General features: G+C 53.5%; 12 protein-coding genes. All 12 read right to left on the reverse strand.

Annotated elements, in window-relative coordinates; all coding sequences use genetic code 11:
• Window positions 1–340: 340 nt before the first annotated feature.
• Window positions 341–1783 carry a sulfatase family protein gene (locus tag C5Y96_RS08145; protein WP_233198879.1) on the reverse strand — a complete coding sequence of 481 codons (1443 nt, stop codon included), beginning with the start codon at window positions 1781–1783 and terminating at the stop codon, window positions 341–343.
• A 179-nt stretch (window positions 1784–1962) separates the two neighbouring features.
• Entirely contained in the window at window positions 1963–3009 is a 1047-nt protein-coding gene (locus tag C5Y96_RS08150) for an HD-GYP domain-containing protein (protein ID WP_233198880.1), read from the reverse strand.
• Between the two features lie 2 nt (window positions 3010–3011).
• Window positions 3012–6788 carry an ammonium transporter gene (gene amt, locus C5Y96_RS08155; RefSeq protein WP_105351871.1) on the reverse strand — a complete coding sequence of 1259 codons (3777 nt, stop codon included), beginning with the start codon at window positions 6786–6788 and terminating at the stop codon, window positions 3012–3014.
• A 289-nt stretch (window positions 6789–7077) separates the two neighbouring features.
• A complete protein-coding gene (locus C5Y96_RS08160; protein ID WP_105351873.1) occupies window positions 7078–7806 on the reverse strand; it encodes a YqjF family protein in 729 nt (242 codons plus the stop codon).
• A gap of 51 nt (window positions 7807–7857) precedes the next feature.
• Window positions 7858–9465 carry a hypothetical protein gene (locus C5Y96_RS08165; RefSeq protein ID WP_146115569.1) on the reverse strand — a complete coding sequence of 536 codons (1608 nt, stop codon included), beginning with the start codon at window positions 9463–9465 and terminating at the stop codon, window positions 7858–7860.
• A 112-nt stretch (window positions 9466–9577) separates the two neighbouring features.
• Window positions 9578–10276 carry a putative metallopeptidase gene (locus tag C5Y96_RS08170; protein ID WP_233198881.1) on the reverse strand — a complete coding sequence of 233 codons (699 nt, stop codon included), beginning with the start codon at window positions 10274–10276 and terminating at the stop codon, window positions 9578–9580.
• Window positions 10277–10363: 87 nt separating this feature from the next.
• On the reverse strand, window positions 10364–11071 hold the full coding sequence (locus tag C5Y96_RS08175; RefSeq protein WP_105351887.1) for a bL17 family ribosomal protein: 708 nt from the start codon (window positions 11069–11071) through the stop codon (window positions 10364–10366).
• Between the two features lie 63 nt (window positions 11072–11134).
• Entirely contained in the window at window positions 11135–12130 is a 996-nt protein-coding gene (locus tag C5Y96_RS08180; RefSeq protein ID WP_105351889.1) for a DNA-directed RNA polymerase subunit alpha, read from the reverse strand.
• 76 nt (window positions 12131–12206) lie between these two features.
• Window positions 12207–12587, reverse strand: coding sequence for a 30S ribosomal protein S11 (gene rpsK / locus C5Y96_RS08185; RefSeq protein ID WP_105351890.1), 381 nt, complete (start codon window positions 12585–12587; stop codon window positions 12207–12209).
• 123 nt (window positions 12588–12710) lie between these two features.
• Complete coding sequence (rpsM, locus tag C5Y96_RS08190; protein ID WP_105351891.1) at window positions 12711–13094, reverse strand: 30S ribosomal protein S13; 384 nt, start codon at window positions 13092–13094, stop codon at window positions 12711–12713.
• 142 nt (window positions 13095–13236) lie between these two features.
• Window positions 13237–13350: a 50S ribosomal protein L36 gene (gene rpmJ, locus C5Y96_RS08195; protein WP_105330843.1), complete on the reverse strand. Its 114-nt coding sequence runs from the start codon at window positions 13348–13350 to the stop codon at window positions 13237–13239.
• Window positions 13351–13532: 182 nt separating this feature from the next.
• Window positions 13533–14261, reverse strand: a complete 729-nt coding sequence (locus tag C5Y96_RS08200) for an NAD(P)-dependent oxidoreductase (protein ID WP_105351892.1) — start codon at window positions 14259–14261, stop codon at window positions 13533–13535.
• Window positions 14262–14268: the final 7 nt, after the last annotated feature.

A 14268-nucleotide genomic window follows, 5' to 3' on the forward strand; every position in this document is an offset into this window, starting at 1 on the left:
TTTTGGTTCAAGTGGTTTTCACGAACCCAATACGAACCTCAAGTGGGACGACCACCCATCACTCAAGCAAGTCACTACCTTATTTATATTGAAGAACCTCTTCGAGTTAACGCTCGAAGAGGTTTTTTCATGCGCGCTACGGCAACAAAGAGACCAGTCAGACGCAAATTTCTAACTGGTTTGGATTACACTTCGATCTTTCTCGATCAACATACATACCCAACCGAATCCCGCCGCTCTCCAAGCCCTTTTGGTATTTGCTCTCTATTAGGAGACCAGTTGTCTTGAGCAAACCTAGAGAGTGTGACGAGCCCAACAAAACACTACCAAGGGCCGCTCCTTACTTTATGCTTTCGGTGAGAAACGAAATCTTGCGATCGTTCGCCACTTTCTTTCCTGGCGTACAGCGACCGTTTTCGACCTGCGTTTCCAGCAGTTGGATCAATTGCTGCACTTTTTGGGGATTTGCCTCGACAAGGTTTTCCTGCTCTGCCGGATCGCTGGCCAGGTTAAAGAGTTGCATTGCAGGCAAACTTTGTTTGATGGCCGCTGGCTCTCTTGGCTCGCTCCATCCGCCACTACCGTGAGCCAGACATAGCTTCCAGTCACCCTGTCGAACGGCAAAGTGCCCGGAGATCGAATGGCTGACCAGCGAGTCACGTCCGGTCGTCTCTTCTCCATCGAATGCAGGCACCAGACTGAAACCATCTTCGCCCCCCAGAGGTTTTCTAGGCTGGTTGGTAACTTCCTCCAGAGTAGAGTAAATGTCGGTCAAACATGCCAAGGCGTTGGTCTTGCGCCCCTTTGGAATGTGTCCTGGCCATCGGACGATCAGGGGAACCCGATGTCCACCTTCGTAGATGTCGGCTTTGTGGCCGCGAAAGCCGGCGCTAGGGTCGTGCCCTTTTTCCAAAAGAAGCGGGAAGTTGGCTTGAGGGGAACAGCCATTATCGCTGGTAAAGAAAACCAATGTATTCTCGTCAAGCTGATTGGCTTTCAATGCTGCGAACAGTTCTCCCATATGATGATCGACCTGCATGACAAAGTCGCCATATGGGTTCAATCCACTGGCATCCTTGAAAGGCGCGATCGGCACAATGGGTGTGTGCGGAGCTGGCAGCGGCAAGTACAGAAAGAAGGGCTGACCTGTGTGCTCAGGCTTGGCTCGCTCGTTGACGTAAGCAATCGACTTGGCAAACAGATGGGGAAGAACTTGCTCGATTTCAAAGTCAGGGCCGATCGGTCCTTTGCGATACCAGCCGTAACGATCTTCCTGTGCCGTCACTCCTTCTTCTCGCTGGGGAACGGCAGTGACGCGTCCCGTATCGACCCAAACGTACGGAGGCATATCTAGCGAACCACAATGGCCGTAGTACTGATCGAAGCCGTTAATATCTGGCCCGTTGGTAACGGGTTTGGTGAAGTCGATCTTGCCGTTTTCTTTGTGCCAGTCCCAACCAAGATGCCACTTGCCGATCATGGCCGTGTGGTAGCCGGCGGCTTTCATCAAATGACCGAGAGTTGGGCGATCGGCAGGAATCAGATGTTCACTCGTTCCACTCAAAACCCCCTTTGCAAGACGCGAACGCCAGTTGTAACGACCAGTCAAAAGGCCGTAACGCGTCGGGGTACAAACCGAACTAGGTGTATGGGCATCCAAGAACGTCAGCCCCTCAGCAGCCATCCGATCTAGGCTAGGTGTCTTGATCTGGCAATTAGGATTGGTCGCCGAGATATCGCCGATCCCTAAATCGTCGGCCATCACAACAATAACGTTCGGCAAGTTGGGTTTATTTTGCCCGTCAGCAATTCCAAGCGTTGTAAAAAGCAACAAGATGCCTAACGAGACGATGGATAGTTTTAGGCGTTCCATGATCCAAGCGAAAGTCAGAAGGGAAGGGGGGAAGAAAAGAGACCGGAGCTTTCTATCTTAACGTCGCGCAGATCAGGATACATCCCTCGTCAAGTGATCGACGTCAATTCACTATTGCTCTCGATAGGGTCGGAATACTGCTGCACAAAGCTCACGAAATCTTCCTTGCAAGATTCAAAGGCCCGCACGACTTCTGGGTCGAAATGCTTTCCACTTCCTTCGCGAATGATTTCTTCCGCGTAATCCGTACTAAATGCATCCTTGTAGATGCGTCGGGTTGTCAAAGCATCGTACACGTCGGCCACTGCCACAATGCGTGCAGCAAGGGGGATTTCCAGGCCGCTTAAACCGTAAGGGTAACCGCTGCCATCCCATTTCTCGTGGTGAGCCACCGCAATGTCTCTGGCCATTTGCAGGAACTTGGCCTTGGGGAATTGCTTGAGCGCTGCATCCAGTGTCTCCGCGCCGAGGATCGTGTGCTTCTTCATGATCTCGAACTCATCCTTGGTCAGCTTCCCCGGCTTGAGCAAGACGCCATCGGGAATACCGACTTTGCCGATATCGTGAAGAGGGCTCGTTTGATAAATCAGTCGGACGAATTCACCATCGATTACCTGAGCAAACCCAGGCAGCGTCGACATCTCTCGCGCTAATCGGCGCGAGTATTGCCGCACGCGTTCCAAATGCTGGCCCGTTTCCGTGTCACGTGATTCTGCCAGGCGTGCGAGCGAGAAAATAACCAAGTCGCGGGTTTCCAGTCCAATCAAGCGAACGCCGGCATTAATCCGCGCCAAGAGCTCCGGTGGGTTGAAGGGCTTGACCATAAAGTCGTCCGCACCTGATGCCATGCCCTCGACGATTTCATCATTTCGCCCGCGACTGGTCAGCAAGATGCTGTAGATATAATGCTCGGTGAAACGCCCCCGGATCTCGCGACACAGTTCCAGGCCGTTCATCATTGGCATTTCCCAGTCGGTCACGACGATCTGAATTTCATTCTCCTCGAGAATCTTGACCGCTTCGACACCGTTGATCGCGGTGTGTACCAGGAAGCCTTCCCGAGTCAAATAACTCTCGATCATATCGAGCGCTATGTCGTCATCATCGACCACTAAAATGCTAGTGCGAGTATCCACGCTCATCGCTCTCCTTCCTCACGATTCGCTTCGTTCAACAAGTGAGAAATGGCTGCTTCGCACGTGTCGAACTTTTGACTGAGCTCTTGCAACAAGAGTTCATAACCTTCTGGCTGCTGCTCTCTGGCAGCTAACTCAATGGTTCCAGCAACCTGGGAAACTGGCTGAGCGGCAACATTCGCGGCCATTCCCTTGAGGGAGTGGGCCACCTGGATTACCTGTTCCATGTTTTGATCACGAACATGCTGCTCAAGTAACGTGATCTCCGACTTGGCTTTGACGGCAAACTTCTGTAGAACACGCTGGATCAGTCCATCGTCATTACCGCACCGCTCGCGCAGTTCAGCAAGCGAAATCTGCTCTTCATGCTCGGTGGCCGGCTCGTCTGAATTCACATACGGACTGGCGACCGCCGAAGTTTCTTCTACGACGATCGACTTTCGCTGATCAAGCTGCCGCAGGATGGTTTGAATCAGTTGCTGACGATTGACAGGCTTCATCACGTAATCGTCCATGCCCGAAGCGAGACAGCGTTCTTGATCCCCTTTGATGGCTTGGGCGGTGAGAGCCACAATCGGCAAATCGTGTAGTTGTGCATGAGTCACCGATGCCATTTGACGAATCTTGCGAGTCGCCTCGAAGCCGTCCATCTCGGGCATTTCGCAGTCCATCAAAATCAGATCGACGCCCGATTCACTCACCTTATCGACTGCTTCTCGTCCGTTTTCAGCTAACATGACTCGAAAGCCTTCGGCCTGGAGAATCTCGTGGGCAACAAGCCGATTGATTTCATTGTCATCCACCACAAGTATCATGGCATCCTGATGACGCCGATCGTTGAGCGGCTTCTGTTCCGCTTCCAAGCGAGCTTGCATCTCGCTAGAACGCCGACCGCCAGACAGCGAGACCAGCGTATCGAGTAGTCGTGACTGGCGGATTGGCTTGGTCAGGCACGTCATCTCTAATCGCTTGAGCTCTTCATTGGAAATATTGCGATCGTAGGACGTAAGCATCAACAACTTGGTATCGCGATACTCTTCGTGCTGATAGATTCGGTCAGCCAGCGTCAAACCATCCATCTCTGGCATGATGTGGTCAAGAATGGCCAGTTGGAATGGTGTGTTTCTGTCCGCTGCTTCCTTCATCAGATCAAGCGCTCGCATTCCACTGCTAGCCGTGGTCGCTTCGACGCCCCACGATTGAAGCTGCTCTTTGAGCACCTGCAGATTCATGTGATTGTCGTCGACCGCCAGAACACGCAGGCCCTGAACATTTGGAATCACGTCGCAAGTCGATCGCTGGGTGCTTTGCAAAGGAATTCTGAACCAGAAAATCGACCCCTTACCGGCTTCGCTATCGACACCGATCTCGCCACCCATCAATTCCACGAGCTGTTTACAAATCGCTAGTCCTAGCCCAGTACCTCCGTAGTTACGCGTGGTCGAGGCATCTACTTGCGAGAACGCTTTGAACAGGCGATCGAGTCGACTTTGCGGGATACCAATCCCCGTGTCTTCCACGGCAAATTGAACGACTGCCTGATTCTCCATTTTCGGGCCACACGGTTCTTCAGACAGGGTGACATGCAGATTAACTCCACCATGTTCGGTGAATTTGACCGCGTTGGAGAACAAGTTAATCAACACCTGACGAATTCGTTCGGGATCACCAACGACGGCCTGCGGAACATCTGGAGCAATGCAGCAATTGAGTTCCAGCCCGCGCGATCTTCCTTGGGGCGAGAACATCTCGGGAACCGATTCCACCAATTCGTGGATGACGAACTCGGTAGATTCAAACTCAATTCCGCCTGCTTCGATTTTCGAGAGATCGAGAATATCGTTGATTAGGTGCAGCAGCGTCCCGGCTGAACTCTTGGCTAAATCCACAAATCGTTGTTGGTTGTTCTCCAGCCTGGTAGCTGCCAGCAGATCGAGAAAGCCAATGATTCCGTTAAGCGGCGTGCGGATTTCGTGACTCATGCTCGCCAAGAAGTCACTCTTAGCGCGGTTGGCGGCATCGGCCGCGTTACGCTCGGCCTCGAAGTACCGTGCTTTGCGTCGCTCAGTGATATCTTCGATCGTACCTTCGTAGTACGAAACATTCCCCTCAAGGTCGCGTCGCACGGACGCGTTTTCCGAAATCCACATTGTCTCGCCATTAGCACGGCGGATCTCGGATTCAAATCCGAAGACGACTCCCTGTTGGTCCAAGGTTTCGATGAATGCCGCACGTTGATTCGGATCGACGTAGACCTGACTCGAAATGTCGGTAACACGGTCGGTTAAAGCGACGAGACTCTCGTAACCCAGCATCCGAGCCAGTGCCGGATTGACCGTCATGAACCGACCATCTGGCGTCGTCTGATAAATCCCTTCGACAGCATTCTCAAAGATTCCGCGGAATCGAGCCTCGGCTTCGGTACGCTGCTTCATTTCTTTATTGACACACTCGAGCACGCGGTTGTATTCCGCGGCGATCTGTCCAACCTCGGTATGCGGCTCGATGTCGACCTTCTGCGAGAAATCCCCTTGCTCGCGGTGTCGCGACATGTTGGTCAGCAGGTCAATCAGTTCCGTACTTGCACCATGTTCAGAAATATTCAAACCAGCGACTTCGTGATCGGCAGACGTACGGAACGGCAGCACCTTGTTGATCGCGTAAATAAAGGTAAAACCACCACCAAACGCCAACGCAGCACATGTGGCGACGCCTTTGAGCTGAATCAAAAACTGCGACCACGCTGTCATCCCTTCGCCGAAATGACTGGGGTCTGCCAGGAAAGCAAGCGCCAAAGTTCCGAAAGCACCTGCGCAAGCATGAGCAGGGAAAGCACCAATCACATCGTCGATCTTCAGCTTCGGCAGAATCTCTGTAACCAGGCAACAAATGATGCCAGCCCCGCATCCGATGACAACGGCAGCCCAAGGGGCCACGATATGACACGAAGCCGTAATACCAACGAGACCGGCAACGGCCCCGTTCATGGTGTGGCCAACATCCGGACGGCGATGAAGGACCCAAGAGCAAGCCAGGCAGGCCAGACCACCAAACGCCCCAGCCAGGTTTGTATTGACGATAATCAGTGGCACCGAGTCGTTCATCGCCAACGTGCTGCCGCCGTTGAAACCGAACCAGCCAAACCACAGCATCAGCACGCCGAACGTTGCTAAGGTTAAGTTGTGACCATGAATACCAGGACGATCACCATCAAAGCGTCCAATGCGGGGGCCGATGACCAGAATTGCAGCCAAAGCGACCCAGCCACCCACCGAGTGAACAACCGTCGAGCCGGCGAAGTCAATGAACCCTTCTTTTGCTAACCAGCCAGTAGCAGAGCCATCGGCCGCACCGCCCCATGCCCAATGGCCGAACAATGGATAGATGACCCCAGAAACCAACAGGGCGATGATAAAGTAACCGCGAAAGCGAATTCGTTCGGCAACAGCACCAGAGATGATGGTCGTCGCGGTGCCGCAGAACACCATCTGAAAGATAAAGAACGCCATCAGCCAGGGAGAAGAATCTTCACCTGGGCAGAACATCGTGGTACCGAACCAGCCGTGATAGCTGGCACCGAACATGATCGCGAAGCCAAATACCCAGAAAACGGCCGCCGACACGCAAAAGTCGACCAAGTTCTTCAATGCCACATTGAAGCTGTTTTTGGCGCGGACCAAACCGCTCTCCAAAAGACAGAAGCCCCCCTGCATGAGCATAACCAGAGCAGCACAAATCAGCATCCAAGCGATATCGAGTTGAGGCAGGGCGGACGACATGGTTCTCTGTTTCCGTGAAATAAGCGCACGAATTCTCTATGAGATCTCGTTCCGCCTCGAATCGAGATTCAACCAGAGCTATGTCTACCACTCCCGAGGAGGTAGACATGAGCAATCAGAAAAACTTAGGTCGCGAATAAATCTTCACGAATGGAATTGGCCTTATTGAAGGATCATTTTTGATCACTTATTTCTCAGCCAACGTGATTCAGGCCGGTTTTAACGATCAGACCGAAGATCCCCCCACCAGGCTCCCCTCACTAAGCGGGAAGATGACCACGGTCTGCTCTCAAGAAGCTCTTGATACTGACTGAAGACCGAAGATTTCGACATCTACTCCTGGCGAGAAATGCGCAAAAGCAGGAGGTCCTGGAGGAGTCATAAGGCCTGAGGCATTCACGAGTGAGTCCTCAACGCTCAATAGTTCAACCTCGTGAGCCGGGTACGGAACGTGATGCACCTGCCCTGAATAGAGCGTACCGCGATGCTCTAAGAATAGGAGATAACGCTCGAGAAAGAAGTACTCGAGGGACCCTGGCTGCGAAGGTCCCATCGCGGAACCAATGCGGTAGCATACCTTGTGACGTACGCTGCCGCCCTGGCGTGACGTGTGATAGACAACTTCATCTCCGGTACGAACCAGGCTCATTTCGGCGTGATAATACGGGAGCCCCCAAAACTGCCGAGCTCCCCAGACGGCAAGACGGTTGGCCGCATCCAACGAAAGGAAGTAAACGCCTGGCTGACTTCCGTGATAGACATACGTTCGAACGTTCGTTTCCAAGAATGCCATCGAAGCCCATTCTGGCCACCAGGCATTGCGCACCCCTTCCATCGCGAAAGGAACCACGCCCACATAAGCAACGCCGTCGTGTTGATCGATCTCCAGGCAGCCAGGCACCAATGCCCGCAAAGCATCAGCGGGAACCGGCCAATGCAAAAACAGTAAAGATCGCCACCGTTGATAACCGCGGACGGCCTTACTTGGGCGAATCGTCGGGGCGATGCGGTCAATCATCAATCACTTCCCTCGATAGCAAGATGGCGAATTGATTGGATCTAGTACCACCTACCAACGCGGCCTGGCCCATACCCCAGAACCAACTTCAACCGGCCTGGCGTCACCTGTTTCGACATCGACAACATACGGGCGAGAACCTTTAGGTCCTCCAGATTTCATCATCAGGACCTGCTTCCCCTCGTTGTCTGCTGAGGGTGCGCCAAATTTTGCAAGACCATCTCCGACCTTCTGATGATCTTTTCCTTCCAAGTCACACGTGTACCAAAGGTCTTCATCCCCTTTGAAAAGGATACGCCCTGAGGCCGCTAACAGCTGTGGCTGTTGTCCGCGGCACAGCCTGGTAACCTCGCCATCAAGATTCATGCGACAGACAAAAGATGTCGACTTATCGAGTTGCCAATCGTGCTCTCGCAGCGTGAACACCAAGCCGCTGGAATCCGGTAGCCAGTCGAGATCGGTCATATCCTGCGATTCGCCGATCTTCATCGAATCGCCGGTCTCAACATCGATCAAATGTAAACCGAACTTCAGCGGGCCCGCCTCGTAGTCAATCTGCAACACGGCCACAAAGCTATCGTCAGGCGATACTTCCGCCACCAGGTTCATGCCTCGTAGTATCGCATCGCTCCCCAATCGAAAGTGCTCTTGCGTTTCCAGGTCGATCGCAAAGACACCAATCCGCCCCTCATATGGCAACAATCCGGTGAGAAAACAATATTGGTGATCCGCAGATAAAGATGCACTGATAATTGCACCATGGGCGAAAGGAACCCGGCGCATGACACCTGTTTTCCGATTCAGCATGACGGTCTCTTTATCCCCTCCCTCGCTCCCCGGCTCTGTGGCAGGGTTATGCTGAATGAGGATGACTTCGCTCAAATCGTCATCTTCTCCTAATAGCCTGCCGGTTCGATCTTCCCATGTCGTGCCGCTAACGTCGAACGTTTTTGGGCTGACCACTCGCAGCTTTTGAAAGGACTTCACGCGAAAGATGTTTTTCATAGCGCCCGCCTGTTCGATCACTCCGGTTCGGGTGTTGATCCGAACTTGCGTACCGTTATCCAGAAAGTCGCGGTATCCCTTGAGCTTTTCCTCCAACTCCGGATTGGGTTCCGGGGCAATCGCCATCGCGTTGAGCATCTGCTCGTACACGGCATAAAGCATCCCTCGATCCTTTTCCGCCAGGGGTACGCGGTAGACAGCCACTTCGCCATCCAGTTTCTCGAACTCGCCAACCGTGCCCATCGCTTCGTCGTAAACTTGCACCTCTCCCCGAGCGAGAAACGTGTACATGGCGGGAACAGAAAAGCAGGCCTCGTAAGGCAGACACTTGTAGCGTGCGTTGGACTCGGTCACGTACCACAATCCGTCGGCATCAATGATCTCGACCAAAATAGTCTTCGGCCCTGCACCTACACTTCGCAGGAATCTCGTCCTTCTCTGCTCTTGCTTAGCAATGACTTCAACCACCATCTCGCTGCCATCTGACAGTTCAAAAGCGATCTCCCAGCGGACAGGCTTGCGTTGGGAATACTCTATCGTACTTCGAGCTGCTGCCGCCAAGTCTTGCCACTGTGGTGGCTGCTGACCAAGAACCGCATCTTCACCCAGGAGAAGAAGTACACACGTTACGAGAATAGCTGAATATCGGAACACGCTGAACTCTATCGAACTGAAAAAGCAATGACGATTCGACGCTTGAAAAGAATCATCTCAGCGTACTGGATGATTCCGTCGATTGCACATCGATTTCTCAAATGGTCAGCGTCTAAGCCGCCATGGGGATCAGCTTGGGGCGAGGAATCTTGACGCCATAGATACCACCACGCTGTTGATACAACTTGGCAAAGTCATGCTCTAAGAACGCATACAACTCAGGGGACGGCTTCTTCATAAAGTACTTGTTCGACAAGACGGCCATGTGCTCGTCGTATTCCTTCTGGCTCGTCGAATGGGCATAACAGCGGCCGGGATGACGTCGGATATCTCCGTCGAAGTCAGGGCTGATGTGCCATAGCTCGTGGAAGATGGTGATCATCTTCTCTGAGAAATCCATGTTCTGAAATCGAGGCAGATAGAAGCTAAGGATGTAGAGCATCTCTCGACCGTGCTCATCCAATAGTGATTGGCAACAATACTTTCGCCCGCGACGAGTCGTAAAGCGAGAGCCCTGCTCGAAACGCATCGGAGTGAGGGTTGCAAAGACGCCGTGGGTCGAATCGATTCGCGCCTGCACGATGGCAACAGCCACTCGGCTCATGTCGATATGGGCCAGTTCCGGCATCCGATCAATCATGTCGTTGACCAGCAGCCGCATTGCGAAGGTGAAATCGAAGCCACGGCGGCCGGAAGATTTATGCAACTGCACACGGCCCATAGACTTCGCTGGGGTGCGAGTTTGCTTCGCCGCCGAGCTCTTAGCAGGCGTAACTTTCTTTCGTTTCTTAGGCCGCGAAGAGCGTTTCACGTCATGTCCGTCCATGAAAAAACCGCTATACCCAAGCGAGTATAGCGGTTTTGATATTTTCAGGCGATCCGAATCGCGAGAAGGGGTTTAGCCTTCCGACTTTTCTTCGGTTTCAGCAGGTTCTTCAGCTGGAGCTTCCGGTGCTGCAGCAGCTGGTGCGGGTGCCGCTTGCTCGTCGCTATCGAAAGCAGGACGTTCGGCTTCGGTCTTCACGCGATCGCGATCGTTGCCAACAAACTCGAGGATGGCCTGGATACCAGCATCACCCAGACGTGGTTTGGCCAACTTCAGGATGCGAGTGTAACCACCATCGCGGTCTTCGAAGCGAGGAGCGACTTCGTCGAACAAGATTTCGACAGCACGCTGGTTGCCCAGCAAAGCCACTACACGGCGACGAGCAGCAACAGCAGGTGCCATGGCAGCGTTCCACTTCTGCCATTGTTCGCTCTCACGCCATTCTTTGTATTCAGGCGTATTTGGCTTGGCCTTGGTCGCGAACTTTTGAGCTTCGCGAAGGTGTGGCAAAGCCTTCTTGGCAACCGTGATGCACTTTTCGACGTAAGGACGCAGTTCCTTCGCCTTCTGCACGGTCGTGACAATGCGCCCCTTGACCTTAGGCGTGTTATGCCCGGTCCCTGGAGTATCGGCAGCCAGGTAATCGCTGTAGAGGTAGTAGCTTTCGTTGACGTCGTCAGGACGTTCGGTCAGCAGCAGGCTGCTGGCCATATTGCGGAACAGAGCCTTGCGGTGGCTCGCCGAGCGTCCGAGTCGTCGACCTTTTTTTAGGTGTCGCATGGTACTTCTTGAGTGTTGTCAGTGCCGTGTAAGGCAGGGATATTTTGGAATGGGTTGTCCGATTTAGTGCATCGGGCTTGCAGCTGGCGGCACTCGCATGCCCAGGTGCAAGTTGTATTCCTTCAGCTTCTCGCGAACTTCGGTCAGGGTAGTTTCACCGAAGTTGCGGACTTCCATCAGTTGGTCTTCGGTACGGCGAACCAAGTCGCGAACCGTATGAATGTTTTCCGATTCGAGGCAGTTCGATGCACGAACCGAAAGGTGCAATTCAGCGAGGCTCATGTTGAGCTTGGCTTCCATCACCGGATCCAACCCGCTGGGGGTCGAACGGCTAGGCATGTTGATCGTGGCCCCCAGTTCGTTGTATTGAACGAACGGGTTGAGGTGCTTTCGCAGGATCTTGGCAGCTTCGACCAAAGCCATCTCTGGATGAGCCGAGCCATCGGTCCAAATTTCCAGAATCAGGCGATCGTAGTTGGTCTTCTGACCAACGCGAGTTTCTTCGACGGTATAACGAACGCGGGTTACCGGGCTGAAAACAGCGTCGACCGGAATGATACCGATTTCGTGTTCGTTCGAGCTGTGCTCGGTCGAAGGAACGTAGCTGCGACCCGACTCAACGACCATTTCCATCATGAATGGAATTTCGCCGGTAACGGTGCACAGGTGCAGGTCTTTATTGATGATCTCGACGTCGGCATCGCATTGGATGTCTCCGGCGGTGATCTCACAAGGGCCTTGCTTTTCGATGGTGATGACCTTGGTCATCTCCGAGTGCTTCTTAACGACAACCGACTTTACATTCAAAACGATGTCGGTCATATCTTCGACAACGCCAGGAATGCTGGTAAATTCGTGCTGGGCACCACGGACTTTGATCTGCGTGACCGCCGCACCCTCGAGGCTCGAGAGCAGGATGCGTCGCATGCTGTTGCCGATGGTGGCACCGAAACCGCGTTCAAACGGTTCGGCAATGAACTTGCCGTAATTGGAGGTGAGGGTTTCGGCTTCGCAAGTGACCGCACTCGGCAATTCCAACCCACGCCATCGAATATGCATAGTTCGCTCCGTTTTGTGCTGCTATGTGTGTCTTATGACCGCCTGAAAACGTTGCCAGGAAAGAGACGTCGTGGTATTAGACGCGACGCTTCTTCGGGGGGCGGCAACCGTTGTGCGGAATAGGAGTGCAATCTTCGATCGACTTGACGGTCAGACCGGCGGCTGCCAGGGCAGTGATGGCGCTTTCGCGGCCACTGCCTGGTCCGTTGACCTTAACGTCTACTTCCTTCAGACCAAACTTCAACGCCTTTTCAGCGGCTTGCTGAGCTGCACACTGACCGGCGAACGGCGTGCTCTTACGGCTTCCCTTGAAGCCACAAGTTCCGGCGCTGGCCCAGCACAACGTGTCACCCTTGCTGTCGGTGATGGTCACCTGGGTGTTGTTGAAGGTTGCCTTGATATGGACAGTCCCTTGCTGGACATTACGTCGTGTTTTTCGCTTGACGACCTTGGCCACTTAACTATCTCCCACCACAACGGGCGTAGCGTTTGAAGCTGAATGATGATGTGTTATGCAATTTAAGAAGCACGAAGCAAAACATCGCTGCGTCGCACTTCAAGGAAATCAAGAAGGATCGGATTAACGAAGATCCTTCACGCCCTTCTTACCGGCGACGGTCTTCTTCGGACCCTTACGGGTACGGGCATTGGTTCGGGTACGTTGGCCGCGAACCGGCAAACCGCGACGATGTCGCAGACCGCGGTAGCAAACGATCCGATTGAGACGCTGAATGTTCTGCGAAAGCTGACGGCGAAGAGGACCTTCGACCGTGTATTCGCTTTCCAGCAGACCAGCCAAACGGCTCAGTTCGTCTTCGTGAATTTCCGAAGCTGGGCGGTCTTGATCGATGCCCACCTTAACGCACAGTTCACGAGCAACCGCTGGACCGACACCGTACAGGTACGTCAAGCTGATCCAGGTCTTCTTATCGTTGGGAATGTCCACACCGAGCAAACGTGGCATGGTGATCTCCTAAGGCTGCCCAATCAGGGCAAATGATTCCGAAAATGTTTTGTGCTATCGATTTGCGAAGTGGTGCGATGTTTCGTTTTGCCCTCCCGGGCCACCCTTAGATTAAGGGGAAACACCGTGGCAAGACGGAAAACTAGCCCTGTCGTTGCTTGTGACGGGCGTTTTCACAAATGACGTAGACCCGGCCTCGACGGCGGACCACTTTGCATTTGTCGCAAATTCGCTTAACGCTGGCTCTTACCTTCATGACTCTCTACTTCCAAACCTTGGGCGTTGGGGAAGCGGGACAGTATACCCGACTTTCTTTTCCACTGGCAAGGGGCGGAATGATGAAAAGTTCGGTTTTCGAAGGGTGAAATGGCTCATTCCTCTTGACCAGAGAATCATTTCGCTCCCGTGCTAAGCGGCGGATACCAACAGGCCAACCACTTACGCTTCCTCACGATTGTAAATCACTGGCATTTGACCGACCCACTTCTCCCATACCTCCCTATCTGTGGCCAAATCCGCCATAAAATGAGCCACATTGATGCGGCTGGTGGTTCCGGCATTAAAAATGGGATCCCGCGTCGGGGAAGGGGCCAATTCGTATTCTGTGACTTCGCTTTGATTGACCAGGCTATCGGGCCTGACGACGACCCAGCTCAGCGAGGAATTATTTTTTCCAATTTCTTGCCGAAGCACGCCGGAGGCCTGTTCGTTGTCGGCGTGTGGAGGTACCGCCCAACGAATTAAGCCCACGACAATTCGATTGGCAAACGTGGCTGGCTCGTCCAAATCCCGGTTCCGGTTGCCGGCGGTATTCATCAGTACGAATCGGACGCGGCCAGTTGGCTTTGCCTGCTCGATTGCCCGGCAAAGACGCCGTGTGGCATCGGTGACAAGCCTGCGCGGATTACCAAACAGCCCCTTGAATGTCAAATTGTGCCCCAGGCACGAAGCAACCGCGTCGCATCCGGAAACGTGCTGCCCGAGCTCTTCGTCAGCTAGATCTAAAAGGTTGGCCTCGACGATCGTAATGCTGGGATGACTACGCACCGAATCAGGCAAACGATCTCGCGAGCGGACGATTACCCGAACCTGATGTCCTCGCTTCAGAAGCTGTTCTACCAGCAGCTTGCCGGTCGCTCCGGTAGCCCCTACCACGAGAACCGTCATAGCAACT

The organism is Blastopirellula marina (assembly GCF_002967715.1).
Lineage (GTDB): Bacteria > Planctomycetota > Planctomycetia > Pirellulales > Pirellulaceae > Bremerella > Bremerella marina_B.